We start from the raw sequence: 26,042 nt of genomic DNA, 5'->3' as shown, positions 1-26,042 counted from the left end.
ATGCCCGCTGATGCGCATCCGGGTCGATACCGAGCTCTGCCAGGGCCACGGGCGCTGCTACATGCTGGCCCCCGACCTGTTCGATGCCGACGACGACGGCTACTGCCAGCCCACCGACGAGCGGGCCGTGCCCGCTGAGTTGGCCGACCAAGCCCGCCGCGCATCCATGAACTGCCCCGAAGACGCCATCATCCTGACCGAGGAGACCTGATGACCGACGCCGACACCAAGAAGTATTCGCTGGAACCCCCCGAGATCGCCCGCAACCCCCACGACACCTATCGGGAGCTGCGCGACAACGCCCCGGTCACCGAGCTGGGTGGGCGAAGCCAGTCCGGAGCCATCACCCTGAGCCGCCACGAAGACGTGATGCGGGCCTTCCAGACCCCCGAGGTGTTCTCCTCCGACCCCGACGCCGTCGAAATCGGCAACACCCGCCCCCTGGTGCCCCTCCAGATCGACCCGCCCCACCACCGCAAGCACCGCAAGGCGCTCGACCCGCTGTTCGCCCCCAAGCAGATGGCCAAGCACGAGCCCCGGGTGCGGGAGCTGATCCGCGAGCTCATAAACAAAGTGGCCGATCAGGGCCACTGCAATTTCCACAACGACATCGCCGAGCCCATGCCCTCCACCATCTTCCTGGAGCTGTTGGGCCTGCCGGTGAGCCGGGTCGACGAGTTCCTGGCCCTCAAAGACGGCATCATCCGCCCGCCGGCCCGTTCCATGGAAGAGCGCCGGGAGAAGGTGAGGGCCACCGGCCAGAAGATCTACGCCGCCCTCGAAGAGGTGGTGGACGCCCGCATGGCCGAGCGCCAAGACGACTTCCTGTCCACCATCCTCGATGCCGAGGTCGACGGCCAGCCCCTCAGCCGCGACGACGTGGTGGACATCGGCTACCTGTTCTTCTTGGCCGGGCTCGACACTGTGTCGGCCTCGCTGGAGTGCATGGTGGCGTTTCTGGCCCAGAATCCCGACCACCGCCAGCGCCTGGTGGACGAGCCCGAGATGATCCCCCACGCGGTGGAGGAGATGCTGCGCTACGAGAGCCCGGTGGCCAGCTCAGCCCGCATCACCGCGGTGGACACCGAGGTCAACGGCTGCCCCATCTCGGCCGGTACCCGTATCCACCTGTTGATCGGCTCGGCCAACACCGACGAGCGGTCTTGGCCCGATCCCGACGATGTCGACTTCGACCGGGAGTCCAAAAAGCACATCGCCTTCGGTGCCGGCGTCCACCGCTGCCTGGGCTCGCACCTGGCCCGCATGGAGTTGCGGGTGGCCCTCGAGGAGTGGCACGCCCGGGTGCCCCACTACCGCCTGGCCGACGGCATTGAGCTGGAGTTCAGCCAGGGCATCCGCCAGATCGACAACCTGGAGCTGGTCTGGTGAGCGACAATCCCGCCCCGCCCAGCCGCCCCCTCGAGGGCATCCGGGTGGTTGAGGTGGCCAGCTGGATGTTCATCCCCTCCGGCGGATCGGTGCTGGTCGACTGGGGTGCCGACGTGATCAAGGTGGAGCACCCGGTGACCGGCGACCCCCAGCGGGGCCTCATCACCTCCGGCCTCGTGCCCGGCGGCGCCGGCGGCGTCAACTTCATGATCGAGCAGCCCAACCGGGGCAAGCGCTCCATCGGCTTGAACCTGGCCCATCCCGACGGCCGGGAGATGCTGCTCAAGCTGGTGGAGACCGCGGATGTGTTCCTCACCAACTACATGCCCCCGGTGCGCCGCAAGCTCCGCATCGACACGGAGGATCTCCGCGAGCGCAACCCCCAGATCATCATCGCCCGGGGCTCCGGCCAGGGCCCCCACGGCCCCGATGCCGAGAAGGGCGGCTACGACGGCGCCTCCTTCTGGGCCCGGGGCGGCATGGGCGCCACCCTGCCCGCCCGCCCCGACGGCTGGCCCATGAGCCAGCCCGCCCCCGCCTTCGGCGACGTCATGGGCGGCATGGCCACTGCCGGCGCCATCGCCGCGGCCCTCTACCAGCGGGCCGCCACCGGCGAGCCGTCGGTAATCGACGTGTCGCTGCTGGCCACCGCCATGTGGCAGCTCTCACCCCTGGTGATAGCGGCCAAGCTCTTCGGCATGGACCGGCTCCCCGCCGGCGACCGCACCAAGATGGTCAACCCCGTGGTCAACGCCTACCGCACCTCCGACGACCGCTATCTCAGCTTCATCCTGCTCCAAGCCGACAAGCACTGGGCCCAGCTCTGCGAGTGCATCGGCCGCCCCGAGCTGGCCACCGACCCCCGGTTCGTCGACATGGCCGCCCGAGCCGAGAACAACGAGGCCTGCATCGCCATCCTCGACGAGGTGTTCGAATCCCAGCCCCTGTCCTACTGGAAAGAGGCCCTGGCCGACTTCAAAGGCGTATGGGTCCCGTTCCAAACGCTCAACGAGCTCTACGAAGACCCCCAGGTGATCGCCAACGGCTACCTCCCCGCCATGACCACCGGCACCGGCCAAGAGGTCCAGCTCGTAGCCAACCCCGCCATGTTCAACGAGCAGCCCGTGTCCGTGGACCGCGCCCCCGAACACGGCGAGCACACCGAGACCCTCCTCCTAGAAGCCGGCATCCCCTGGGAAGAAATAGCCGCCATGAAAGAGTCCGGCGCGATTCTCTAGCCGCAAACCGCATTAGCTGTGGGGAATTGAATCTCTATCGACATGTGAACGGCTAGAGAACCGCAGCGTTGTTGTGGACTATTTCACAGCACTCTTCAAAGGTAGGTCGTCGGACATCGGGCCAAAGCAGTTGATCACAGACTTCAAGATCAAACGCTGTTCTTGCAGACTCGCAGTATGCGGGGTCGAACGCAGGCGAGGTGGCGAATCCGTCTTCTGGCCTTTGGGTTGTCTTGAGCTCCGCTTCTTTGGTGAAGACTCGAACTTCTCGAGCGAGTGTGTCGGCTGGTGACTCAGCGAATGCAGCGACCGTGCCCTGATCGTTGAGCAGGCACCAGATGTCGTAGTAGTGCCGAGCTAGACGCTTCTGCTCATCTGGGTCTCCCTCAGATGCTGCGTGGTGAACGATCATCAATTTTTCGACCAAAGTGCGCACCGGTGCCAGTACGTGAATCTGGACCGGGGCGGATTCGAGAAAATCCACATTGAGATGTGCTACTGGGCCATGCTCTGCGAGCAAGCTGCACACCTTCATCTTTGAACTGGGCATTGCGCCGCCTCTGGTGCCGAGTTCGAGTTTCACTTCCGGTGGCATCCGGCCGGGCGGCGACCCAGTTGGGTAAGCAAATCGTTCAGTTCGCTTCACTCCTTTCGTAACGGTCTCGGGATCGACGTTCGCAGTTATCCCTGTTGCCTCCTCAGCCGCCATTACGAACGACTTCAGGTATTTGTTGTTCTTGTTTGCGCTGCTATCCGGAGTGATCACGATGATGTCCACGTCTTCTGAGAACCGCTGAATCAGGTGGTATGCCTTCGACAGGCTTGTACCGCCTTTGAACAGTGCGGTTATGCCGGTGTTGGAGGTGCACTGGGCGACACCGCGCAAGACCTCAGTCACCCAGAAGTCCTTTTCGATGTGTGCCATCGGGATCCCGGTGGCCTTCGCCACCTGAGCGGCTGCTGCAGCCAACGCGTCAGGTGACTCACGCAGTGACCAACTCATGCAGCTGTCAGAAGTTCTGGATTGGAATGGCACACCTCGGACCAGCGGTAACGGGCATTTCGATCCCGTTCCTCACTGATTTGGGCATCCAAGACCGTTGGCCGCACTTCTCCGTTTGACGCCAACTCAGCAATGACCTCGGCCAGCCGATCCCATCTTGTCTCAACCACGCTGGGGCCTGACCGCAGCACTTCTATTGCAGCGACTTCGGATGGCGATAAACCCCGCATTCGTCGTTCGAACGGGCGCTGCGTGAAACGCACACCTTCCCAGGCATCTGGTGCCTGTTTGGGCACCGCTGTCAAGTAGATCGAAGGGACTTGTGACGTCAAACCCAACCAATGGGCCGCGGCTATTCCTGCTGGTCCAGAACCTGGTCCACCGATGGCTATCGCTGCGTCTTCAACCCGTGGTGGCGATATGCCAAAGGGCGTCTTCACGCCTTTCCAGTACAAGCCTTTTCGGACCCGAGTTATCTTTCCTGCCGCGGCAAGACGCGAAAACGCCGACTCAACTGCACTGCGCGAGCCCCCAACACTGCTCACCTCGATGAACGACCGCACTGGCCTTTTCGCTACGTGGCTTGCAACCTGCTCAGCTACCGACCCTTTCATGCTAGGAAAGTGTAATGAATTCCTAGCAAAATGCAAGTGGGAATTTTGCGTAGGTGCTAGTTAGCAAAACGATTTCTGGTTCGAACGCCTAGTTGGCTGTCAGGTCCAAACCGCCAGCACGATTCCGATCACTGCGTAGGAGATCAGGGGGTAGCCGGAGTTGATGGCCAGCAGTTTCAGGCTGCGGCCCTCGAAGGCGTAGTTCACGCCGTGTGAGGTGACCACGAACCCGACTGCGGCCAAAACGCCCAAGCCGAGTCCCTCGCCCGCGTTGTCGGCCTCCATGCCCTGCACCAGCAGCGCTAAGCCCAGGGTGAACACGATGGCCAACACGATGGCGATGACATACGGGTACCACTGGCGGGGCGTGCCCTTCATGGCCTCGATGTCCTCTTGGGTCATCCCCGTCTCGGCCATCCACGGCTTGGCGAAGGTGCCGTACCAGAAGGCCCCGAGCAGTTGGTTGAACACCACGGCGACCAGGAGCGCCAGGTAGTTCAGATCGCCGAAATCGATGTTGTCCATGCCCCCATCATGCCTCAGCCGTCGAACAGGGCGTCGGCGATGGCGGCGGCGATGCGGGGTGGGTCTTGGAGGGGGCCGAAGTGGGTCAGGTTGTCGTATTGCACCAGGGTGGCGTTGGGGAGCCGCTCGGCCACTAGGGGGGCGGCCATGGCCGGGGGGTCGGTGTCGGTGCCCACTGCCACCGTGACTGCGGTGGCCACCTCCACCAGCCGGGGAAACCCCTCCAAGTCGGGGTTCTCGAAGATGGTCGCCTCGGTGTCTGGCGCGCACTTGAGCTCAACCGTGCCGTCGGGCAGATCCCGAAGGCCGTGGTCCACATAGGCCCGAAGCGCCTCCGGGGCGAACAGGCCCAGCGGCGGCTTGGAGGCGTAGCGGTCATAGGCCGCTTGGCGAGACTCGAATTCCGCCCGCCGCATCCGGGCGATAGCCGCCAGCATGTTCACGCCGTCTCGGGGAACAGTCCGGCCCGGAATGGTCACCGGCTCGAACACCCAGGCCCGGTCGAAGGTCCCCGGCCGGGCCTGCTCGGCCTTCAGGATCGACGCCCCGCCCAGCGAGTGGCCCGCCGCCAGCCGAGGAGTGGGATCGAGAGCGTCCACCGCGGCCAGCACGTCGTCGGCCATGCCGTTCCAGTGGTAGTCCTCATCGGGGCCCGACACGCTGTCGCCGTGGCCCCGGAAGTCCAGCGCCCAGCAGTGGGCCACCGACGCCAATTCCCGAGCCACCGGCTGCCACATCGGCCCGCAGAACCCGTTGGCATGGCAGAACAGCACCGTCGGCCCGTTGCCCCCCAGATCGTGCAGCGCCACCCGAGCACCCTTGGTCGAGTCAATCAGCATCGGGCCGCTCATGGCCGAAGCACTGTGGTCGCTGCGGTAAGAGCACACATCGGCCCGCAGGTTACGGTTGGCGGCCATGAGCGACAACATCGTCCTGATCGACAACCCCCGCCCCCATGTGCGGCGCGTCACCATGAACCGCCCCGAGAAGCGCAACAGCCTCATCCACCCGTTGCGAGGGGCCGTTCTCGAAGCGCTGGAAGAGGCCGACCGAGACGACGACGTCAAGGTGAGCATCGTCTGCGGCGCCGGCCCGTCTTTCTCCGCCGGCTACGACCTGAGCGGGGGCAACGAGGGCTATGAGCTGCCCTTCTACACCCCCGGCGGCGAGGGCCAGTGGCCCCGCCACGTAACCGAGGGCTGGATGAGCATCTGGGACCTGGCCAAGCCGGTCATCGCGCAGGTCCACGGCTACTGCCTGGCCGGGGGCAGCGAGCTGGCCACCGGCTGCGACCTGGTCTACATGGCCGAAGACGCCAAGATGGGCTATCCCGCCGTGCGCTTCGGCGTGCCCGACATGCACTTCCACCCCTGGTTCTTGGGCATGCGCAAGGCCATGGAGATGATGCTCACCGGCGACTACGTGACCGGCGTCGAAGCGGTGGAGCGGGGCTGGGCCAACGCCTGCTTCCCCGAAAGCGAGCTGGAGGATGCCGTGTTGGAGGTGGCCGAGCGCATCGCCCAGGTGCCCGCCGAGCTGCTCCAGATGAACAAGCGGGTGGTCCACCGCCAGATGGAGCACATGGGCATGCGGGCCGGCATCCGGGCCGGCACCGAGCTGTGCGCGCTGGGCACCCACACCCAGGCCATGGCCGACTTCGTGGGCTCCATCAAGAAGAAGGGCCTCACCACCACCCTCTCTGAGCGCGACTCCAAGTTTGGCGACTACCGCACCAGCCACTAGCCCACACTGCACCGGCCCTTCGTGGTCTGGTGCAGTTCGGCTAACTTGATCGGGACACGCGACAAGGGGGACCTGATGTCTGCTCGTTTGTGGAAGCTGTTGCTTGCCGCGCTTTCCGTGCTGGCCTTGGTGGCCACGGCCTGCGGCAACGCCGGAGACGACGACCAAGGCGGTGCCTCCGCGCCCACTGCGGCGCCCGCTGCCGATGAGCCCGCCGACGAGCCTGCCGCCGCGCCCGCCGATGAGCCCGCCGATGAGCCTGCCGCCGCGCCCGCCGATGAGCCCGCCGACGAGCCTGCCGCCGCGCCCGCCGATGAGCCCGCCGATGAGCCTGCCGCCGCGCCCGCCGATGAGCCCGCCGATGAGCCCGCACCAGAGCCCGAGCCTGAGGAGCCGAAAGAGCCTGAGCGCCGCCACACCTTCGTGCCCATCGAGGGCGTCCCCGGCGTGAACGACTCCGAGATCAAGGTCACCTCCATCGTCACCATCAGCAACAACGCCCTGGGCACCAACATCGGGGCCTACAACGACGGCATCGAGGCCTACTTCAACTTCATCAACGAGACCGGCGGCATCTACGGCCGCGATCTGGTACTGGCCACCAAGCGCGACGACGAGCTCTTCCTCAACCAAGCCGAGTCATTGGCCATGGTGGAAGAAGACGACTCGCTGGCCGCTTTCGTGGCCACCCTGCTGTTCTTCGGGGCCGACACCCTCAACGACGCCGGGGTGCCCACCTTCGGATGGAACATCCACAACGAGTTCGCCGACCGGCGCAGCATCTTCGGCAACATTGCCCCGAGCTGCATCGGCTGCATCCACCAGCTGTTCCCCTACGTCGCCACCCAGGTGGGGGCAACCAAGGCCGGCATCTTCGGCTATGGCAACAGCGAGAACTCCAAGGTCTGCGCCGAGGGCACTCGCGACTCCATCGAGCACTACAGCGCCGAGGCCGGCGGGATGACGGTGGAGTTCTTCGATACCTCCATTGAGTTCGGCATGGCTGGCGGCATCGCCCCGCAGGTGTCTGAGATGAAGGACAAGGGCGTCGACATCATCTTCACCTGCCTCGACCTCAACGGCATGCGCACCATCGCCCAAGAGCTGGCCAAGCAGGACTACCGCGACGAGGTGGTCATGTACCACCCGAACACCTATAACCACGAGTTCGTGGCCGCCAACGCCGACCTGTTCGAGGGCGACCTGGTGTTCGTGCAGTTCGTGCCGTTCGAGGCCGAGATCGACAGCGAGCTCCAGCGGAGGTTCTTCGAGTACACCGCCGACCTCAAACTCGAAGAGCAGACCATCGTCGGGTGGCTCAATGCCCACCTCTTCTACGATGGCCTGCTGGCCGCCGGCCCCGAGTTCGACCGGGCCTCTCTGATCGACGCGGTCCGCGGCTTTGACGACTACAGCCACGACGGCCTGACCAACCCGATCGACTTCAGCCGCCAGATCGCCCTGCCCAACGACAACCCCGATGCCGACTACGAGTACCGCTGCATCAACGCGGTCAAGATCGTGGACGGTGCCTTCGAGCAGTGGACCGGCGAGCCCGGCAGGCCATGGCAGTGCTGGGAAGTTGCCCGGGATGACTGGCACGATCCCGAATCCTTCTCGTTTGTGAACTGAAGGCCCTGCTGAGCGGAGGCTGAGCCCACGATGACCGCCAGCGTCCTCGCCGCCGGGGTCCTGGAAGAAACCATCCGGGCGTTCTTCCAGGGACTCCCCATCGGCGCGGGGTTCGCCCTGGTGGCCATGAGCTTCGTGCTCACCTACAAGACCTCCGGGGTGTTCAACCTGGCCTTCGGTGCGCAGGCCTTCATCAGCGCGGCCACCTACTTCGAGCTCCACGTGCGGCGCGACTGGCCCATCTGGTCGGCGGTGCTGGTGGCCGTGGTGCTGGTGGCCCCGGTGCTGGGCCTGCTGTTGGAGCGGCTGATCTTCCGCCATGTCCACGCCGCCTCCGCGGTGGCCAAGCTGGTGATCTCCCTCGGACTGCTGGTGGCGCTGCCCGAGCTGTTCAAGCTCATCGTCGACTACGACCGCGAGCAGCCCTTCGGGGCGGTGGGCATCGTCCCCGACGGCACCACCGTGTACCGGCTCTTCGGCCGCTACCCGGTGACCCGCGACGAGATCGCCGCCTTCGTCATCGTAATCGCCGCCGCGCTGGCCCTGGCCGCGCTGTTCCGCTACACCCGGCTGGGCCTGCGCATCCGAGCGGTGGTGCAGAGCCCCCGCATGACCGAGCTCAACGGGGTCAACGCCGACTGGGTGTCCTCGGGCTCGTGGATCCTGTCGAGCTTCTTCGCCGGTCTGGCCGGCGTGCTGCTGGTGCCCACCACCTCCTCGCTGGGCACCGTGCTGGTGCCCCAGGGCTACTTCCCGATCGTCATCGCCGCGCTGGCCGCGGCCGCGCTGGGCCGATTGGTCAACCTGCCCGCCGCCCTGTTCGGCGGCCTGGTACTGGGTGTCATCACCACCGAGATGCGCACCCATCTGCCCCGCGACAACGTCATCTTGAACGAGCTGCGGGGCTCGGCGCTGCCCTACGTGATGCTGTTCGCCATCATCGTGTTCTGGCCCGCCATCCGCCGCCAGATCGCCGGGGCCGACCCGCTGTTGGGCGTGTCCCCGCCCCCGCCGGCGCTGGCCGCCACCAGTCGCAGCCGGGGGATGACCATCTACACCCGCATCATGGCGTTGGCCTTTTTCACCGCGGTGGGAATCTGGACCTTCGGCTACGCCAACAACTTCTGGATCTCCCGCATCACCCACTCGGTGATCTTCTCCGTCATCTTCTTGTCCATCGTGGTGTTCACCGGCCTCGGCGGCCAGATCGCCCTGTGCCAGGTGACCTTCGCGGCCATCGGCGCGTTCGGGGCCATGCAGTTCGCCCAGCGCTGGGATGTCTCGGTGATTGTGGGCATGCTGGCCGGTGCCGCCATCGCCGCCGCGGTGGGCGCGGTGCTCAGCATTCCGGTGATGCGCTTGGGGGGCATCTGGCTGGCCATCGCCACCTTGGCCTTCGCGCTGTTCTTCCACGACGTATTGGTTAAGTACGGCTGGGTGGGCGGCTCTTTGTTCCACGGCCGCGGCGTGCCCCGTCCCCAGTTGTTCGGCGTCGACTTCTCCAGCCACAAGAACTTCCTCATCCTGTGCATCGCCATCTTGGTGCTGGTGGGCGTGCTGGTGATCCTCATCCGCGAATCCAGCACCGGCATGGCCCTGCGCGCCCTGCGGGGCTCGGAGACCGCGGCCGAGTCCATCGGGGTGATCTCCTGGCGATCCCGGGTGATCGTGTTCTCGGTGTCGGCCGCCATCGCCGCCATCGGCGGTGGGCTTCTGGCCATGGAGGAGAAGCAGGTCAGCTACGAGGCCAACTACGACCCCCAGGCGGGGTTGTTCTGGCTGGTGATCGTGGTCGTGCTGGGCGCCCGCACCGTGGAGGGGGGCATCCAAGCCGGGGTGGCCTTCGTGATCTTCCCCGAGCTGATACTCGACCGCTGGCTGGGCCTGCACGGGGCGTGGCGGTACGTGCTGTTCGGCTTCGCCGCAATCTCCTTCGCCCGTCATCCCGAGGGCCTCCTTGAGCACGGCAAACGCCGCTCGCAGGCCTTGATGCAGCGGGCCTTCGGGCGCCGCCAGCCCGCCGTGGCCGCAGCCGCCGCCGGGCCAGAAGTCGATGCCGCAAGCGAGACAGGGGATGGGCCATGAGCCTGCTGGTGGCCGACGGCATCACCAAGCGGTTCGCCGGCATCACCGCGGTCGACGACGTACACATCGCACTCGACGCGGGGGAGCGGGTGGGGCTCATCGGCCCCAACGGCGCGGGCAAGACCACCCTGTTCAACTGCCTGCTGGGTCTGTTGCGCCCCGACGCCGGCTCGGTGAGCTTCGACGGCCAGAACATCACCCGACTGCCCGTCTACCGTCGAGCCCGCCTCGGCATCGGCCGCACCTTCCAGCGGGTGGAGCTGTTCAGCGGCTCGTCGGTGCGAGATCACCTGCTCTTCGCCCACCGCATCCGCAGCGGCACCGGCGCCCTGTGGAAAGACGTGATCGGCCTGGGCCTGCCCAAGCCCGCCGAGATCGAGCGCTGCGACGCCCTGCTTGAGAGTCTCGGGCTGGGCGGAATGGGCGACGAGCCCATCGAGGCCCTCAGCCTGGGCCAGAGCCGACTGGTGGAGGTGGCCCGGGCGCTTATGACCCAGCCCCGGGTGGTGCTGCTCGACGAGCCCTCCTCGGGCCTCGACCGGGCCGAGACCACCGCTTTGGCCGAAACCCTGGCCCGCATCCAATCCGAACAGGGCTTCGGCATGCTGCTGGTGGAGCACGACGTGGAGTTGGTGGCCTCGTTCACCGAGCGCACCTACGTGCTCGACTTCGGGAAGCTCATAACCCACGGCCCCACCCGCGATGTGATGCACGACCCCGAGGTGCGGGCCGCCTACCTGGGCGACTTTGTGGCGGGTGCACAATGAACGCCTCCGCTGGGACCGACACCGCCCCCGCGGCTGCCCCCGCCCCGCTCGACATCCCGGTGCTGGAGTTGCGCCATGTGAACGCCGCCTACGGGCCGTTCCGAGCCCTGTTCGACGTTTCCCTCACGGTAGGAGAGGGCGAGACCGTGGCCCTGTTGGGCCGCAACGGCGCGGGCAAGACCACCGTGGCCCGAGTGGCCAGCGGCCTGGTGGGGCCCACCGAGGGCGAGGTGATGGTGGACGGCAACGACTTCACCAAAGTGCGGGCCCATCGCTACGCCAAAGCCGGGGTCGTCCATGTGCCCGAAGGCCGAGCGGTCTTCTCCGACTTCACGGTGGAGGAGAACCTCACCCTGGCCTTCTCCCGCACCCACGACCGCTCCGGCGTGCGCGACGCGCTGCACCGGGCTTTCGAGCTGTTCCCCCCCATCGCCCAGCGCCGCCGCCAGATCGCCGGCACCCTGTCGGGCGGCGAGCAGCGCATGCTGGCCATGGCCCGGGTGCTGGTGGAGAGCCCCCGGCTGCTCATCGCCGACGAGCTGTCTCTGGGCCTGGCCCCCATCGTCACCGACGAGGTGTACGCCGTGCTGGGCCGCATCCGCGACGCCGGCACCTCCCTTCTCATCGTCGAGCAGCACATGGGCCACGCCCTGGCCCTGTGCGACCGGGCCGTCCTGCTGGACCACGGCGCCATCGCCTGGCAGGGCCCCACCGAAGAAGCCGCCGAAGCCATCGGCACCGCCCTGTTTGACACCGGCGGTCGATAGTCAATAATTGGGCCCATGAGCACGAAGACCGTTGAGTTCGATCCGTTCAGCCGGGACTTCTTCGACGATCCTTACGACACCTACGCCGACCTGCGGGAACACGCCCCCTGCTACTACAGCGAGCAGTACGACTTCTACGCTCTGAGCCGCTTCGACGACGTGGTGGCCGGCCACCGCGACCACGCCACTTTCAGCTCCACCCACGGCCAGACCTACGAGCAGCTGAAGTCGGGCGAGCCGGCGCAGATGGGGTCGATCATCGCCATGGACCCGCCCGAACACACCCGCTACCGCAAGCTGGTGTCGCGTTCGTTCACCCCCCGCTCCATCGGCAACTACGAGGGGCTGGTGCGAGAGATCATCAGCGGCTATCTCGATCCGCTCATGGGCCGGCGCCAGTTCGACATCCTCGAGGAGTTCGCCGCCCCGTTCCCGGTCGAGATCATCTCCACCATCTTGGGAGTGCCCCCCGAAGACCGCCAGCAGATCAGGCATTGGACCGACGCCATGCTCCACCGCGAGGAGGGCTCGGCCATGGGCAGCCAGGCCGCGGCCGAAGCGGGCATGGCCCAGGGCATGTACCTTTTCCAGCTCTCCCAGCAGAAGCGCGCCGAACCGGCGGACGACATGATCTCGGCGCTGATCGAGGCCCAAGTGGAGACCGACAGCGGTGATCTCACCCATCTCGACGACGCCGAGATTGCCGGTCTCGGCACGCTGTTGGCCGCGGCCGGATCGGAGACCGTCACCAAGCTGGTGGGCAACGCCATGGTGCTGTTCCACCGCCACCCCGACCAGTGGGCCATGGTTCTCGACGATCCCAGCGTCCTAGGCACCGCGGTGGAGGAGATCCTCCGCTACTGGGCGCCCTCGCAGTATCAGGGCCGCTATTCGATGGTCGACTCCGAGTGGCACGGGGTGACAATCCCCCAGCACAAGCCGGTGTTTCTGATCACCGGCGCGGCCAACCGCGACCCCCGCCGCTACGACGATCCCGACAAATTCGACATCACCCGCGACCCCGGCTTGGCCGTCGGCCTGGGCCACGGCCTGCACGTGTGCTTGGGCGCGGCCCTGGCCCGCCTGGAGAGCCGGGTGGCCATCGAGGAGATCGCCCGCCGCTGGCCCGCCTTCGAGGTCAACGAAGAAGGCCTGCGCCGAGTACAGATGTCCAACGTGGCCGGCTACTCCTCAGTCCCGATCACCGTCTCCTAGCCCTTGATTTCGATCATCTTCAAGCTATCCTGAGCAGGTGGAGCCGAATAACAAAAGGGCGTTAACCAAGCCTGATCCGGGCTCCCCCGACTACGACTACAGCGAGATTGATCGCAAATCCGAGCAGGCCGAAGCTGAAATGCAAGAGATCATCGACCAAGGACTGCCCTTGGACAACGTGACCACAGTCGACGATCTCAAACAGCGAATAGCCCGCCACCGCAGTTCCTCATAGCTCCATTGGCCTGGAAGTTCAGGTCGCTCGACAGCGCTTTCGAGCTCTGGGCAGCGGGTAGGGATTATCAAGACAGATTGGAGTTGCTGCATCGACTGGCGACGCTGCTCGACCACCCGATGTCCGACCTCCCAGGAAGGCCACAGCCGGGCCGCCCTCCCACCCGCCGCTGGGAAGACCTAGGGCAGGCTTACGTGTTCTTCATAGTCTTTGAAGCCCAAGGAGTTCTCTCAGTCACCGATCTGGTGAGCAAGTAAGGAGACGAGTAGTCAATAGCGGGCCCACAACGCAAGCGACCCCCGCCCGGCAGCTGCCAGACGGGGGTCGCTTCGGTCTAGTTGGCTACTGACCGAAGGTGCCGGTCTCGCCCTCGTAGTCGATCACGTCGCTGATGGGCACCCAGCGGGCGCCGTCGGCGTCCACCACCAGCTCCTCGATGCGCCCGGCCTCCACCATGTAGGAGTCGTTGGCCCCGTCCATGGCCCGCGGCGAGTTGCCGATCGCGCCGCGAGAATCGAAGTCCATCTGCCACATGGCCCGCATCAAATTGGTGCGGTTGATGCCGCCGTCCATGCTCGCCGCGTCCAGTAGAACCTCGTGCAGGATCTCGCCGAAGATGTAGCCTAGGGCGTGGGAGGCGGCTTCGGGGTCGACGCCCTGGCTATCCAGCGCCCCCCGTACGAACTGCACCCACTCGTCGTCGGCCAGCGACGAGTCGGCCATATCCTTCTGGGTGTTCACCAGCCGCACACCGTTGGCCAGCGGACCGATGGGCACCCAGAACAGAGAAATGCTCTGGCACCCGTTGGCCACCAGAACCATCGGCTCCCACGGCAAGCTGGCAACAGTGGCCACCGCCTGCGGGCAGAACGCCCCCGACGATGCCACCACCAGCACGTCGGCGTCGCTGGCGGCCAGGTTGATCACATCGGCGCCCACCGAGTCGGCCTGCGGGTCGTGCTGGATCTCCTCCACCACGTCCAGTCCCAACCCGGTAGCACACTCGTTGAAGGCCACCCGCCAGGCTTCCCCGGCGTCGTTGCCCAGAGACAGTATGGCCACGGTGGCCCCTGTGCCGAGTTCGTCGGCCACGTGCTGGCACCACACCCGAGACTCCGTCTCGTACGACATCAGCGCCCCGGTGGTCCACGGGTAGTTGCCCGGGTCGCCCCACTCCGGCAAACCGGTCAGGTTCAGAAGCTGCGGAATGCAGTTCTCGTTCAACAGGTCGTGGACGGCCAAGTTGTTGGGACTGCCCAGAATCCCGGCGAACCCCAGCAGGTTCTCAACGTCGATCATCTCCTCCACGTTGGTCAGCGTGCGGGCCGGCACGTAGCCGTCGTCCCGGCTCACCATCACCACGTCGCGTCCGTCGATCGGGCCCACATGGTCGAAGTAGAGCTGGACACCGTCGCTGATGGTGCCGAATCCGGCCAGCGCACCCGATCGGGGCAAGCTGCTGCCGAAGCGGATCTCGCTGTCGGTCACTCCTTGGTAGTTGTCCCACTCGCTGGGGCACTCGGTGATGTCGATCACCGCGCCGCCGCCCAACTCCACGATGTTGGGATCGGAGGGCTCTTCCGGCTCCGGCGCGTCATCGTCGTCGTTGCCGCAGGCGCTGGCCACCAGCGCGAACACAACGAACAGCCCGAACAAGATTCGCAGGAGTTTCGACATTGAGGAGTCCCTTCTCAGAGTGGCTTCTGAACAAAAGCGATTCGGTAACCCTACGCGGCTACAGCGACAAATACACCCCGAGGGGTCAGCCTCCCGGCGGCTGGGGAGCCACCGGCATGAGCCGGGCCTTGATGCGCCGGAACCCGTGGGCCGCCCCGCCGGGCAGCGCGAAGATGATGGCAATCAGCAACCCGCCGAGGATGGCTGTGCCATACGGCCCCTCCAGGGCCACGTCGGTGCCCGGCAAGGTCTGCGTCTGGCTCGACCACACCGGCACGAACTGGATGGCCAGGCCCCCGACCACCGCACCGTGCAGCGTTCCCGCGCCGCCCACGATCAACCCCACAATCAGCAGAATGGCCATCGAAAAGCCGAACTCGTCGGGCCCCACGAACCCCGAGTGCATGGCCAGCATGGTCCCGGCCACCCCGCCCACCGCGGCGCTGATGCCAAAGCTCAGGGTCTTGTAGGCGGCCAGGTTCACCCCGTTGGCCGCCGCTCCCAGGGGATTGTCCCGGATGGCCACCAGGGCCCGCCCCACCCGGCCCACCAGAATGTTGCGCACCAGCCAGAAGCACACCAGCGCCACAATCACCAGCAGGAAGTACTTGTACACCGCCTCCTCCTGGCGGCCCGTCAAACCGTCGGGCACCCGGGCGCCCACCCCGGGTATGGCGTGCAGCCACTCGGTCACCGTGCCCAGCGGCGCCCACGTCGGTGCCTCCAGGTCGCTGTCGATCAGCAGGCCGTTGCTGCCCCCGGTGCGGTCTTTCACCTCGTCCAGCCGGATGATCGACGGGAACACCGCCGCCACCGCAAACGTCAACAGCCCCAGATACAGCCCTTGGATGCGCAGGGCAGGGATCCCGAAGAGCACCCCGAACACGAACAGCCCCGGCACCACCACCCCGAGGGTCGACAGGTACGACCAGTGGAACTCGTTCACCAGCACCGCGGTGAGATACGCCCCCGACCCCACAAAGAAGCTGTGGCCCAAAGAGAGCTGGCCGCTGTAGCCGGTGGCGATGTTCAGCCCCAAGATGGCCACCATCATCCCGATGGCCTGGCTGAGGTTGCCCAGCCCGAACGTGTAGCGGTTGCCGAAGATGGTCGGACTGTAGGTATCGGCGATAAGAAACGGAATCAGCGCCACCACCACGGCGAACAGCACCCAACCGATGATCTGGCGCTGCCGGTGCTGGCGGCTGCCCGCGGCCACTACCCCCATCGCGCTCATACCCGCTCCCCGAAGACCGAAACGTCCCTCGCCGGATTCATACCCGCTCCACCGTGGTCGATCCGAACAGCCCCGTCGGCCGCACCAAGAGCACCACCAAGATCACCGCCACCGCGGTGGCCAGGGCCAGCTCGCTCAGGTCCAAGAACGTCACCAGCAGGTTGCGGGCCAACCCCACCACCAAACCGCCGATTACCGCCCCCACCAAGCTGTCCAACCCGCCCAGGGCCGCCGCGGCCAGCGAGAAGATCAGCACCCGCAGCATGATGGAGGGCTCCAGCAGCAGGTCGGGCACCACCAGCGCCCCGCCCAGGGTGCCGATGGCCGCCGCCAAAGCCCATCCGAACCCCAGCGTCGGCCCCACCCGGATGCCCACCAGGCGGGCCGATTCCAGATTCGACGAAACCGCCCGGAAGGCCAAGCCCACCTTGGTGCGCGACAGCAGCAGGTACAGCAGTCCCACCACCGTGAACACCGTGCCGAGGTTGCCGATGGTGCGCCAGGTGAGCTGGGCTATGCCCCACTCGATGGGCGCCCCGCTGGGGAACATGCTGGGCAGGCTGCGGGTGCGGAACCCCCACACGATCCCCACCGCCGAGTCGATGATCAACAGCAGCCCCAGCGTCACAATCACCAGCGGCAGCACATGGTCGGGTGGGAACGGCCGGATGAACACCCGTTCGATGAACGCGGCCACAACCGCGCTGGCCACCATGGCGCACACCACCGCCAGAGCCACCGGCAGGCCCTGCTCCACGCTGAACACGTAGGCCAGATACACCCCCAAAAGGGCCAGCGAGCCCTGGGCGAAGTTGATGAACCCGGTGGACTTGTAGATCATCACCAGCGCCAGTGCCACCGAGGCGTAGGTGGCCCCGTCGCTCAGCCCCCTAAAGAACTGGGCCAGCCATAGCTCCCCGTTGCTCAGCTTGTCGAGGGAGATGTCGAACACCCCCAGCAGCGACGCCAACCCGTTCACACCCATCGCTCAGTACCCCAAATACGCCCGGCGGACGTTGTCGTCGGCGGCCAGCTCGTGGGCGGGGCCCGACAGCGCCACCTCCCCGGCCTCCAGCACGTAGGCCACATCGGCCACCCCCAGCGCCAGGGCGGCGTTTTGCTCCACCACCAGCATGGTGGTGCCGGCATCGGCGTTGATGGCCACCAATTGCTCGAACAGCGAGCGGGTGATCATCGGCGCCAGCCCCAGCGAAGGCTCGTCCAGCAGCAGCAATGACGGCCGCAGCATCAGCGCCCGGGCGATGGCCAGCATCTGCTGCTCGCCCCCGCTCAGGCTGCCGGCGGTCTGGTTGCGCCGCTCACCCAGCACCGGGAAGGTCTGGTACCACTGCTCCACATCGGCCCGCACGTCGGCGTCAGAGCGCACGAACGCCCCCGCCATCAGGTTCTCCTCCACCGAGAGATCAGGGAACGTCCCCCGGCCCTGGGGCACATGGGCCACCCCCCGGCGCACGATGTCGGCGGTGCGCTGGCTGGCCAGCTCCTCACCGGCCAGCTTGATCGACCCCTCGGTGGACACCATGGCGCACAGCGCCCGCAGCGTGGTGGTCTTGCCCGCCCCGTTGGCCCCCAAAATCACCGCAATCTGCCCCTCGTCCACCGAGAAGTCGATGCCGTGCAGCACCTGGATGTCGCCGTAGGCCGCCTTCAGCCCCGCCACCTCCAGATACGCCGAGCTCACTGCGGGGCTCCCAAATAGGCCTCCACCACGGCCGGGTCGTTCTGCACCTCGGCGGGGGAGCCCTCGGCGATCTTGGCCCCGAAGTCCAGCACCACCACCTTGTTTGAAACCCCCATCACCATCCCCATGTGGTGCTCCACCAAAAGCAGCGTCAGCGAGTGCCGCTCAGCCAGCGCCACCAGCAGATCGCCCAGCTCGCCCACCTCGGTTTGGGTCAGCCCGGTGGCCGGTTCGTCCAACAGCAGGAGCCGGGGCCGGCCCACCAGCGCCCGGGCCAGCTCCACCCGCTTCAGGGTGCCGAACGGCAGGCCAGCGGCAGGGTGAAAGGCCACATCGGTCAAAGACAGCTCGTCCAGCGCATCCCAGGCCGTTCGGGCCAGATCGGCCTCCTCCCGGCCCGACCCCAACCGCAGCGCGGCCCGCAGCGCTCCGATATTGGAGCGGTGGTGGGCGCCCACCATCACGTTTTGAAGCACGGTCATGCCCGGCCACAGCGCCAGGTTCTGAAAGGTGCGCCCGATGCCCAAACCGCTGATGGCATGAGCCGGGCGGGCCAACAGGTCGGCCCCGTCAAAGCCCACCGCCCCTTCTTGGGCGTCGTACACTCGGCTCACCACGTTGAACAAGGTGGTCTTGCCCGCCCCGTTGGGCCCGATCAGCCCGCAGATGCTGCCCTCGTCCACGGTGAACGACAGATCCCGCAGGGCCGTAACCCCCCCAAACCGCACCGTGACCCCCGCCACATCCAACAAGGCCATAACCCCCCCGACCCTACCCCGTTACCTTTAGCCGTATTGCGGGCTCTCTGCTAGCGGCTGAATCGCACAACCGATATACCCAAGTGATTCTCGATGATTTTCGCCACTGGCAAACCGGTGAAGGTGTGCATCGTGGCATGGTGGGCGCTGAGCACGGCGTCTTGAAATGCCTGTGAGCTCTCTAAGTTATCTACGACGACACCTTGCATTCTGGCATCGTCACGGTAGATGCCACGACCGTGCGAGAGATGAGTGTTGTAGTTGGCGAACCACTGAGACACTGACGCTGCCAGAGGTTGGTTGCCTTTGAGCATCCACTGCTGTAGCCATTGCTGCACCAGTGTCTTGGCCAATGTCTCCAAAGCCTGGCACTCCGTTAGCAGCGACGGTCCGTATTGCTGGAGGATTGGAGCCCACACCGCCAGCACGTTTGGATCCTGCTTGATGTCTTGTCGAGCCATGTCGAACTGTTCGAGGATGGCCTTTGTGGGTGCATAGCGAATTAGCCCTCCAGATATTTGAGGGATTTGAGGGTCGATGGGGCCGAGTTGGGAGTGAGCTCCCATGACGATTCGATCGCATCCCAGGGCCAGCATTGTTCCCGCTGACATTGCAGCCATTGGAATGAACACTCGGATTTCGCCTTTGAACTTAGCTCGGAGATAATTCAGGATGTTTTCTGCCGCGTGGGGGTCGCCACCAGGAAGATGCAAGATTAAGTCCAAATTTGGACCGTTCAGGCCTCGGACCGTTTCCATGAAACCCTGCATGTCAGCCAATGTCATGGAGCTGTCGGGGCTATCACCGCCATCCTCCTCGAACCAGTTGCTGTAGTAGAGAATCACCGGACGTCCGGTGAGAGCGTGAAGTTTCCGAACGTAGCGGCGTCGCACCCCGTCATAGTCCGGTTGGCCGCCTCTGAGAACGGTTGAGTTCAACTCATCAAGGATCTCGCCCCACGTAGGCATAGCGGTTGTTCACTCCCTGTTGTGCGATTGTCGGTTGCAGTGGGGGAAGTTAGTGTTGCAAAAGAAAGAGTCAGCGTGGCTGGACCAAGAGCTCATTTGCTCCACGTGCAAGGCGTCTAGCTCGTTCCTTGGGACGCTGATTGTCGCTAGGAAGGTGCTTCCTAGTGATTTCCCAGAGTTCTAGGGCTTCACGCACGCCAGGCTTGGCTTTCGCCTCCTCTAGCAATTTCTCGTGCTCTTGCTCACGAGTATTTTCGTCAGCCATGGCAGCCCCTCTCAACATATCTCCACTCTATCGGCTCCTGCGACACTATCTAGTGTGCCTCACCCCCCGATGAGGCTGGCGATGGCCCACACAACGATCACCAGGCCCACCACGATCATCGCCACGCTGCGCCCCACCTTGGGCTTGGCCGGTTCATCGGGGGCGCCCGGCGGGGGAGGGATGCCGTCTCGGCGCTGGCGGGGCCCGTCCGGGTTGATCAGCGCGGCGATGTTCCCCACCGCCAGCGCACCCCCCAGCGCCAGCAGAAAGAAAGTGATGATCTCCGGCCCTCCCAGCACCCTCCCAGTCTCGCGCCTATATAGAGGTGTGGACCGACACGGCGTAGTCGCCGCCGGACCATGGGCCCCGTTCCCAGGTGGAGTACTGCTCCGACAGGGTGAGCCCGGCCGCCGCGCAGTCGGCGTCATAGCGGCCCAGCCCGTAGCCCCCGCCCCGAAGTTGGAACCCGGCCACCAGCGCTCCGCCGGGGGAGAGGTGGGCGGCGCAGCGGGCCACTACGGCGGCCTCGGTACCCGGCACGGTAAACAGCAGCACGTTCCCCGCCATCACCACCGCGTCAAACGTCTCCCCCAAGTCGAAAGAGGCCAAGTCAAGCTGGTGCCAAGCCAACTCCGGCGCCTTGCCCCGAGCCCCCGAGATCATCTCGTCGTCGACGTCCACCCCAGCCACATCAAACCCCCGCCGAGCCAGCTCAATGGCCACCCGCCCCGTCCCACACCCCGCATCCAGCACCCGCCCCGAGCCCCCCAGCAGCGAGTCCACAAAATCAGCCTCCCCATGCGGATTGTGCCCCTCGGCCTCCAACCGCTCCCACCGAGCGTCATAATCCCGCCCCGAAACCCGCCCACCCCAAGTAGATCCCACCCGCCGATCCTGTCACAGGGTGGGGGTAGGGTGGCGGTGTGGCTTCCCCTTCTAGCGCCGCGCCTGTTGAGGTGAGTGTTTGCGCTGATGTTGGCTATGAATTTCATCCGGCGGTGGGGGCTTGGTTTGAGGGGCGGTTTCCGGGGGGGCCTACTGAGGCGCAGGCTGAGGGGTGGCCGGCTATTGCTTCGGGGCAAGACACGCTGATTGCGGCGCCCACGGGGTCGGGCAAGACTTTGGCCGGGTTCCTTATTGCCATTGACAATCTCTACAAGCGCCACGCCGCGGGCCAGACGGTGGCCAAGGCCAGCCAGGTGGTGTATGTGTCGCCGCTCAAGGCGCTGGCCACCGACATCGCCGAGAACCTGGAGCGCCCCCTGGCCGAGATCGCCGAGGTGGCCCGACAACAGGGGTTCGAGCCCCCGCCGCTCACCGTGGCCGTGCGCACCGGCGACACCCCGGCCCACACCCGGGCGGCCATGATCAAAAAGCCGGCCAACTTCGTGGTGACCACCCCCGAGTCGCTCTACCTGCTGGTAACCGCGGCCAAGAGCCGCGAGGTGCTCCGCACCGTGGAGACGGTGATCGTCGATGAGATCCACGCCACCGCCCGAGACAAGCGGGGCAGCCACCTGGCCCTCACCCTCGAGCGCCTCGAGCACGTGGCCAACACCCGCCCCACCCGCATCGGCCTGTCGGCCACCCAGCACCCCATCACCACCATCGCCGATCTCCTCACCGGCACCACCCCCGACGCCCACTGCACCATCGTGAACACCGGCCATCAGCGCAACCTCGACATCGCCCTGGAGCTGTTCGACGACGAGCTCGAAGCGGTGGTGTCCCACGCCCAGATGGACATGGTGCTCGACCGCATGGCCACCCTCATCGGCGAGCACCACACCACCATCGTGTTCGTCAACACCCGCCGCCTGTCGGAGCGCATCGCCCACCAGCTGGCCGAGCGCCTGGGCGACGATGCGGTGGCCGCCCACCACGGCTCTTTGTCCACCGAGCGCCGCATCCGCACCGAGCACCGCCTCCGAGCCGGAGACCTCAAGGCCCTGGTGGCCACCGCGTCCCTGGAGCTGGGCATCGACATCGGCCCTGTGGAGCTGGTGTGCCAGGTGGGCTCGCCCCGCAGCATCGCCACCTTCCTCCAGCGGGTGGGCCGCTCCAACCACAGCCGCCACGGAACCCCCAAGGGCCGCCTGTGGCCCCTCACCCGAGACGAGCTCATCGAGTCGCTCGCCCTGCTCCACGCCGTGCAACAGGGTCAGCTCGACGCCGTCTGCCCCCCCGAGGCCCCGCTCGACATCCTGGTGCAGCAGCTCATCGCCGAGGCCGCCGCCGACGACAACCACACCACCGGTGGCCTCTACGAGATGTTCACCAAGGCCGCCCCCTACGCCAGCCTCACCAAAGGCCAGTTCGACGAGGCCGTGCAGCAGGCCGCCAAAGGAGTGGTCACCGGCCGAGGCCCCCGGGGCGCCTACCTCCACCACGACTCCATCAACCAGGAGGTGAGGGGCAAACGGGGCGCCCGCCTGGCCGCCCTTACCTCCGGCGGCGCCATCGGCGAGAACGGCGACTACCGGGTGGTGGCCGAGCCCGACGACACCTTCATCGGCACCGTCAACGAAGACTGGGCCGTGGAGTCGATGGCCGGCGACATCTTCCTGCTGGGCTCCCACTCCTGGCGCATCAAGCAGGTGGCCGCCGGCACCGTGCGGGTGATCGACGCCGGCGACGCCCCGCCCACCGTCCCCTTCTGGCTGGGCGAGGCCCCCGCCCGCACCGCCGAGCTCTCCCAGCAGGTGTCCGATCTGCGCGCCTATATATACAGCCTCCTCCCGCAAGCCCCGAACGCCGACCCCCTCGACACTGAATCCCTTGAAGCTGGCGCCCTGGAAGCAGCCGCCGCCCAGTTCGCCCAAGCCCACGGCACCACCGCCGAGATCGCCGAACAGGCCGTGACCTACATCGCGGCGGCCCAAGCCACCCTCGGCACCGTCCCCACCCACACAGACATCGTGTTCGAGCGCTTCTTCGACGACACCGGCGGCCAGCAGCTCGTGGTGCATTCCCCCTACGGCGGGCGCATCAACCGAGCCTTCGGGCTGGCGCTGCGCAAGCGCCTCTGCCGCCGCTTCGACTTCGAGCTCCAGGCGGTGGCCAACGACAACGCCATCATCTTGTCGCTCGGCCCCCACCACAGCTTCCCCCTCAGCGACGTCCCCCAGTTCCTGCACCCAAACTCGGTGGAAGAGGTGCTGACCCAGGCCGTGCTGGATTCGCCCATGTTCGCCGCCCGCTGGCGCTGGAACCTCAACCGGGCCCTGGTGGTGCTGCGCAGCCGGGGCGGAAAGCGCAACCCGCCCCCCATCCAGCGCATGGAGGCCGACGACATCATGGCCGCCGTGTTCCCCGGCGCGGCGGCCTGCCAGGAGAACACAGCCGGCCCCATCGAGATCCCCGACCACCTCCTGGTGCGCCAAACCCTCCACGACACCCTCCACGAGGCCCTCGACGTCGACGGCCTCCAACAGCTCCTCACCAACATCCGCTCCGGAGCGGTCCGCACCCACTTCTGCGACACCACCGAGCCCTCCCCCCTCAGCCATGAGATCGTCAACGCCCGCCCCTACGCCTTCTTGGACGACGCCGAACTCGTCGACCGAAGAACCAACGCCGTAACCGTTCCCCGAGGCCTCCGCCCCAGAAGCGCCCAACAGCCCACCACCCTCGACGAGACCACCCTCGCCCAAATCACCCCCGACGCCATCGCTCAAGTGGTGGAGGAAATCACCCCCGACCCCCGCAACCCCGACGAACTCCACGATCTCCTCACCTCCTTGGTGATCACCCGGCCCAACCCCGATTGGCAAGCCCTCTACACCGACCTCGAATCCCGAGGCCGAGCCCGCACCGTAACCACGAGCAGTGACACATCCCTCTGGACCACCACCGAGCTAGCCGAAACAGCCCTAAACCCAGACTCAGCCCTAGAGACCATCCGCGGCCACCTAGAAGCAACCGGCCCCACAACCCCCGAGCAAATGGCCGACAAGACGGCCCTAAGTCTCCCAACCGTCCACCAAGCCCTAGCCGCCCTCGAATCCGAAGGCATGGCCATGCGCGCCAACCACCTGAACAGCGCTGCGCCCGATACCTGGTGCGCCCGCCGCCTCCTCCAACGCATGTCCTACCTGTCACGCCGCCAAAAGCGGGCCTCGGTCCAAGCCGCCAGCCCTCAAGACTTCATGCGCTTCCTCCTCCACTGGCACCACCTAACCCCCGACTCCACCGTGAGAGGCCGCCCCGGCCTCACCAAAGTCCTAGAGCAGCTCCAAGGCCTCGACCTCCCCGCCGGCGCCTGGGAAAAACAGATAATCCAAAAGCGCCTGCCCGACTATCAGCCGATGTGGCTCGACGAGCTCTGCTACCGCGGCGAGCTCGCCTGGCTCCGCCTCACGCCCCCCACCACCCCCGCCAAGGCCAACTCCATGGCCCCCCGCAAAGCCACCCCCATCACCCTCGTGTTCCGAGAAGACCTCCCCTGGCTCCTCCCCGCCGCCCGCACCACCACCCCCGAGCCCCCAGAAACCGGCCCCGTGGAGGAGATCGCCGAAATCCTCAACACCCAGGGCGCCAGCTTCCTCCCCGATCTGGCCGACGCCACCCACCGCCTGCCCGACGACATCGAGCGGGCCCTGTGGAACGGCGTGGCCCTCGGCCTGTTCACCGCCGACGGCTTCGCCGCGGTGCGAGCCCTGCTCAACCGCACCGGCCGCCGCACCGGCCGCCACCGCCCCGGCCAGACCCTCCGCTCCCAAGCCCTGCGCACCCGGGCCATGCGCACAAATCGCGCCTTAAACAATGGCGCGTCTCGCGAAACCCACGCCGCCCCCGGCCGCTGGTCGCTCGTACAACAACCCGAGGAATACCCGGCCGAAGACCTCGCCGAGGCCGTCGCTCACCAACTCCTAGCTTGCTGGGGCGTGGTGTTCCGCAGCCTCGCCCACCACCCCGCCACCCCTGCCGCCACCCCCTGGCGAGACATCCTCAAAGCCCTGCGCCGCTTCGAAGACCGGGGCATCGTCAGAGGCGGCCGCTTCGTGGCCGGCCAAAGCGGCGAGCAGTTCGCCCTCCCCACCGCCGCCGATCAGCTCCAAAAGGCCCGCAACCACCCCCGCACCAACCAGCAAGTAACCATCGCCGCCTGCGACCCCCTAAACCTCACCGGAATCCTCTTCGAAGGCCCAAGAACCCCCGCCACCCCCAACAACACCCTCACCTACACCGACGGCCTCCCTTCGTCCCAATAGGGGAGAGCCCCTAGATGCCCCCGGAGACAAACTCAGTGGCGTGTCACGGCGCCACGAATTGCTCACAACCCACCAAGAAGTGATCCGGGTGATGGAAACGCTGAATCTGTCAAGCAGCGAGGTCGCAGTACTCATGGGCGTGAACCGGCCAACGATTGATGAATGGCTGCTGCAATCCACCAAAGACTGCTTCAACTTAGACTTCGCTACTGCGTAATTCTTCCCGGCAGCATCCGCGAGCTCGTCCGGTTCCCCCGCAACTCCCAACCCATCGGTATAGAAAGCCGCTCCTTCGACCAGTGGTGGTAGCCGAAAGTGGGGCGGTTGTTGGGGTGTGCTTCGCCCGGTAGGCTCGGCCCATCACTCGGAGACGGTGCTGCGGTCTCCCTCCAAACCCAAGATGCTGGAGGCTGGTTGTGCCAGCGAGTGATCCAATTGGCTCGCACCACCCGCACGATGGTGTTCACCGTCATCGGGGTGGCGGTGGCGATGATGGGCGCAATGGTGGCCATCGTCCACACCGGCCCCGCCGCCTGAACCCCGCCGCCGTAGGCCTGCCCGCCACCTACCGGCGGCATGAGTGCTGTCTCTGTGTTATGCGGCACTTTTGACATCCCCGAAAGGGAAATAGCAGTGGATCAGAAACAAGTCCTTGAGAACAGGGCAACCACGATCACCGTCATCCTCGACGAGGTCATGCGCCTGCGCTCCGAACAGGACGACAGGCTCGACCACTATCGGCGAGTGGCGGGGCTGCTGCTGGGCATCTTCATCCCGGTATCTGGTTTGGCCGCTCTGGGCATCATCAATCTCGAAGGGCGCTTTCATGGCGTTTCCGCTGCTGTCGCAGCGGCCTTCGCCTTTCTCGGCATAATGCTGGCAATGTCGGTCTTGCTGCCTCGGAGGTGGGGAATTGGACCTGACATCACCGAACTCGTCAATCGGGGATATGTCAAGGGCGAGGATCTCCACCGCGTCCGCTACAGCCTCGCTTTGTCCCACTTCTGAA

Annotated in this window: 24 protein-coding genes; 13 read left to right on the top strand and 11 right to left on the bottom strand. The window is 66.1% G+C overall.

Translation table 11 applies throughout. The features are described 5' to 3' along the window. Positions 1 to 10: 10 nt before the first annotated feature. Genes ACOQPI_RS01620 through ACOQPI_RS01610 form a run of 3 tightly spaced genes read left to right on the top strand, consistent with a single transcriptional unit; the run spans position 11 to position 2,627 of the window. On the top strand, positions 11 to 211 hold the full coding sequence (locus ACOQPI_RS01620) for a ferredoxin (protein ID WP_420617978.1): 201 nt from the start codon (positions 11 to 13) through the stop codon (positions 209 to 211). Beyond that, positions 211 to 1,389: a cytochrome P450 gene (locus tag ACOQPI_RS01615; protein WP_420617977.1), complete on the top strand. Its 1,179-nt coding sequence runs from the start codon at positions 211 to 213 to the stop codon at positions 1,387 to 1,389. Before ACOQPI_RS01620 ends, ACOQPI_RS01615 begins: the two co-directional genes overlap by 1 nt. Next, positions 1,386 to 2,627: a CaiB/BaiF CoA transferase family protein gene (locus tag ACOQPI_RS01610; RefSeq protein WP_420617976.1), complete on the top strand. Its 1,242-nt coding sequence runs from the start codon at positions 1,386 to 1,388 to the stop codon at positions 2,625 to 2,627. The genes ACOQPI_RS01615 and ACOQPI_RS01610 overlap by 4 nt, the downstream gene beginning before the upstream one ends. A gap of 52 nt (positions 2,628 to 2,679) precedes the next feature. Here ACOQPI_RS01610 and ACOQPI_RS01605 read toward each other — a convergent pair whose 3' ends face one another. The 3 genes from ACOQPI_RS01605 to ACOQPI_RS01595 all read right to left on the bottom strand — a co-directional run bounded on the left by ACOQPI_RS01605 (position 2,680) and on the right by ACOQPI_RS01595 (position 5,686). Next, positions 2,680 to 3,597 (bottom strand): nucleotidyl transferase AbiEii/AbiGii toxin family protein, encoded by a 918-nt coding sequence (locus tag ACOQPI_RS01605; RefSeq protein ID WP_420617975.1) that lies wholly within the window; start codon positions 3,595 to 3,597, stop codon positions 2,680 to 2,682. Positions 3,598 to 4,343: 746 nt separating this feature from the next. Next, on the bottom strand, positions 4,344 to 4,769 hold the full coding sequence (locus ACOQPI_RS01600) for a DUF1761 domain-containing protein (RefSeq protein WP_420617974.1): 426 nt from the start codon (positions 4,767 to 4,769) through the stop codon (positions 4,344 to 4,346). Positions 4,770 to 4,783: 14 nt separating this feature from the next. After that, entirely contained in the window at positions 4,784 to 5,686 is a 903-nt protein-coding gene (locus ACOQPI_RS01595) for an alpha/beta fold hydrolase (protein WP_420617973.1), read from the bottom strand. Here ACOQPI_RS01595 and ACOQPI_RS01590 point away from each other — a divergent pair. The 8 genes from ACOQPI_RS01590 to ACOQPI_RS01555 all read left to right on the top strand — a co-directional run bounded on the left by ACOQPI_RS01590 (position 5,685) and on the right by ACOQPI_RS01555 (position 13,470). Continuing rightward, positions 5,685 to 6,512 carry an enoyl-CoA hydratase-related protein gene (locus ACOQPI_RS01590; RefSeq protein WP_420617972.1) on the top strand — a complete coding sequence of 276 codons (828 nt, stop codon included), beginning with the start codon at positions 5,685 to 5,687 and terminating at the stop codon, positions 6,510 to 6,512. The two genes, ACOQPI_RS01595 and ACOQPI_RS01590, sit on opposite strands and share 2 nt — an antisense overlap. A 75-nt stretch (positions 6,513 to 6,587) precedes the next feature. Further along, positions 6,588 to 8,144, top strand: coding sequence for an ABC transporter substrate-binding protein (locus ACOQPI_RS01585; protein WP_420617971.1), 1,557 nt, complete (start codon positions 6,588 to 6,590; stop codon positions 8,142 to 8,144). A 30-nt stretch (positions 8,145 to 8,174) separates the two neighbouring features. Beyond that, the gene (locus ACOQPI_RS01580) at positions 8,175 to 10,229 is read left to right on the top strand and encodes an ABC transporter permease (RefSeq protein ID WP_420617970.1); all 2,055 of its coding nucleotides are present in this window, start codon (positions 8,175 to 8,177) and stop codon (positions 10,227 to 10,229) included. Then, the gene (locus tag ACOQPI_RS01575; RefSeq protein WP_420617969.1) at positions 10,226 to 10,996 is read left to right on the top strand and encodes an ABC transporter ATP-binding protein; all 771 of its coding nucleotides are present in this window, start codon (positions 10,226 to 10,228) and stop codon (positions 10,994 to 10,996) included. The genes ACOQPI_RS01580 and ACOQPI_RS01575 overlap by 4 nt, the downstream gene beginning before the upstream one ends. Next, complete coding sequence (locus ACOQPI_RS01570) at positions 10,993 to 11,763, top strand: ABC transporter ATP-binding protein (protein WP_420617968.1); 771 nt, start codon at positions 10,993 to 10,995, stop codon at positions 11,761 to 11,763. Before ACOQPI_RS01575 ends, ACOQPI_RS01570 begins: the two co-directional genes overlap by 4 nt. A gap of 15 nt (positions 11,764 to 11,778) precedes the next feature. Then, positions 11,779 to 12,978, top strand: coding sequence for a cytochrome P450 (locus ACOQPI_RS01565; RefSeq protein ID WP_420617967.1), 1,200 nt, complete (start codon positions 11,779 to 11,781; stop codon positions 12,976 to 12,978). A gap of 37 nt (positions 12,979 to 13,015) precedes the next feature. Next, complete coding sequence (locus ACOQPI_RS01560) at positions 13,016 to 13,213, top strand: hypothetical protein (protein ID WP_420617966.1); 198 nt, start codon at positions 13,016 to 13,018, stop codon at positions 13,211 to 13,213. 77 nt (positions 13,214 to 13,290) lie between these two features. Then, complete coding sequence (locus ACOQPI_RS01555; protein ID WP_420617965.1) at positions 13,291 to 13,470, top strand: hypothetical protein; 180 nt, start codon at positions 13,291 to 13,293, stop codon at positions 13,468 to 13,470. A gap of 85 nt (positions 13,471 to 13,555) precedes the next feature. Here ACOQPI_RS01555 and ACOQPI_RS01550 read toward each other — a convergent pair whose 3' ends face one another. The 8 genes from ACOQPI_RS01550 to ACOQPI_RS01515 form a co-directional block, all read right to left on the bottom strand. Continuing rightward, positions 13,556 to 14,890 carry an ABC transporter substrate-binding protein gene (locus tag ACOQPI_RS01550; protein ID WP_420617964.1) on the bottom strand — a complete coding sequence of 445 codons (1,335 nt, stop codon included), beginning with the start codon at positions 14,888 to 14,890 and terminating at the stop codon, positions 13,556 to 13,558. 85 nt (positions 14,891 to 14,975) lie between these two features. Continuing rightward, positions 14,976 to 16,127, bottom strand: a complete 1,152-nt coding sequence (locus ACOQPI_RS01545; RefSeq protein WP_420617963.1) for a branched-chain amino acid ABC transporter permease — start codon at positions 16,125 to 16,127, stop codon at positions 14,976 to 14,978. A 37-nt stretch (positions 16,128 to 16,164) separates the two neighbouring features. Continuing rightward, positions 16,165 to 17,112 carry a branched-chain amino acid ABC transporter permease gene (locus ACOQPI_RS01540; protein WP_420617962.1) on the bottom strand — a complete coding sequence of 316 codons (948 nt, stop codon included), beginning with the start codon at positions 17,110 to 17,112 and terminating at the stop codon, positions 16,165 to 16,167. 3 nt (positions 17,113 to 17,115) lie between these two features. After that, a complete protein-coding gene (locus ACOQPI_RS01535) occupies positions 17,116 to 17,829 on the bottom strand; it encodes an ABC transporter ATP-binding protein (RefSeq protein WP_420617961.1) in 714 nt (237 codons plus the stop codon). Then, entirely contained in the window at positions 17,826 to 18,587 is a 762-nt protein-coding gene (locus tag ACOQPI_RS01530) for an ABC transporter ATP-binding protein (RefSeq protein WP_420617960.1), read from the bottom strand. Before ACOQPI_RS01530 ends, ACOQPI_RS01535 begins: the two co-directional genes overlap by 4 nt. Before the next feature lie 50 nt (positions 18,588 to 18,637). After that, on the bottom strand, positions 18,638 to 19,432 hold the full coding sequence (locus ACOQPI_RS01525; protein WP_420617959.1) for an SDH family Clp fold serine proteinase: 795 nt from the start codon (positions 19,430 to 19,432) through the stop codon (positions 18,638 to 18,640). Positions 19,433 to 19,879: 447 nt separating this feature from the next. Further along, entirely contained in the window at positions 19,880 to 20,119 is a 240-nt protein-coding gene (locus ACOQPI_RS01520; RefSeq protein ID WP_420617958.1) for a hypothetical protein, read from the bottom strand. A 16-nt stretch (positions 20,120 to 20,135) separates the two neighbouring features. Further along, complete coding sequence (locus tag ACOQPI_RS01515; RefSeq protein ID WP_420617957.1) at positions 20,136 to 20,705, bottom strand: class I SAM-dependent methyltransferase; 570 nt, start codon at positions 20,703 to 20,705, stop codon at positions 20,136 to 20,138. Between the two features lie 38 nt (positions 20,706 to 20,743). Here ACOQPI_RS01515 and ACOQPI_RS01510 point away from each other — a divergent pair, with 38 nt between their 5' ends. Next, positions 20,744 to 25,033 carry a DEAD/DEAH box helicase gene (locus ACOQPI_RS01510; protein WP_420617956.1) on the top strand — a complete coding sequence of 1,430 codons (4,290 nt, stop codon included), beginning with the start codon at positions 20,744 to 20,746 and terminating at the stop codon, positions 25,031 to 25,033. Between the two features lie 633 nt (positions 25,034 to 25,666). After that, positions 25,667 to 26,041 carry a hypothetical protein gene (locus tag ACOQPI_RS01505; protein WP_420617955.1) on the top strand — a complete coding sequence of 125 codons (375 nt, stop codon included), beginning with the start codon at positions 25,667 to 25,669 and terminating at the stop codon, positions 26,039 to 26,041. Position 26,042 lies beyond the last annotated feature (1 nt).

This window comes from Candidatus Poriferisocius sp. (genome assembly GCF_965219815.1).
In the GTDB taxonomy this organism is placed as follows: Bacteria; Actinomycetota; Acidimicrobiia; order Acidimicrobiales; family Bin134; genus Poriferisocius.
This window is presented reverse-complemented; position numbering and strand designations above follow the sequence as displayed.

Coding starts and splice junctions, on each gene's coding strand:
- ACOQPI_RS01540 (WP_420617962.1), bottom strand. CDS start 17,112: ATGGGTGTGAACGGGTTGGCGTCGCTGCTGGGGGTGTTCGACATCTCC.
- ACOQPI_RS01615 (WP_420617977.1), top strand. CDS start 211: ATGACCGACGCCGACACCAAGAAGTATTCGCTGGAACCCCCCGAGATC.
- ACOQPI_RS01545 (WP_420617963.1), bottom strand. CDS start 16,127: ATGAGCGCGATGGGGGTAGTGGCCGCGGGCAGCCGCCAGCACCGGCAG.
- ACOQPI_RS01565 (WP_420617967.1), top strand. CDS start 11,779: ATGAGCACGAAGACCGTTGAGTTCGATCCGTTCAGCCGGGACTTCTTC.
- ACOQPI_RS01590 (WP_420617972.1), top strand. CDS start 5,685: ATGAGCGACAACATCGTCCTGATCGACAACCCCCGCCCCCATGTGCGG.
- ACOQPI_RS01580 (WP_420617970.1), top strand. CDS start 8,175: ATGACCGCCAGCGTCCTCGCCGCCGGGGTCCTGGAAGAAACCATCCGG.
- ACOQPI_RS01620 (WP_420617978.1), top strand. CDS start 11: ATGCGCATCCGGGTCGATACCGAGCTCTGCCAGGGCCACGGGCGCTGC.
- ACOQPI_RS01575 (WP_420617969.1), top strand. CDS start 10,226: ATGAGCCTGCTGGTGGCCGACGGCATCACCAAGCGGTTCGCCGGCATC.
- ACOQPI_RS01600 (WP_420617974.1), bottom strand. CDS start 4,769: ATGGACAACATCGATTTCGGCGATCTGAACTACCTGGCGCTCCTGGTC.
- ACOQPI_RS01570 (WP_420617968.1), top strand. CDS start 10,993: ATGAACGCCTCCGCTGGGACCGACACCGCCCCCGCGGCTGCCCCCGCC.
- ACOQPI_RS01585 (WP_420617971.1), top strand. CDS start 6,588: ATGTCTGCTCGTTTGTGGAAGCTGTTGCTTGCCGCGCTTTCCGTGCTG.
- ACOQPI_RS01595 (WP_420617973.1), bottom strand. CDS start 5,686: ATGGCCGCCAACCGTAACCTGCGGGCCGATGTGTGCTCTTACCGCAGC.
- ACOQPI_RS01550 (WP_420617964.1), bottom strand. CDS start 14,890: ATGTCGAAACTCCTGCGAATCTTGTTCGGGCTGTTCGTTGTGTTCGCG.
- ACOQPI_RS01530 (WP_420617960.1), bottom strand. CDS start 18,587: ATGGCCTTGTTGGATGTGGCGGGGGTCACGGTGCGGTTTGGGGGGGTT.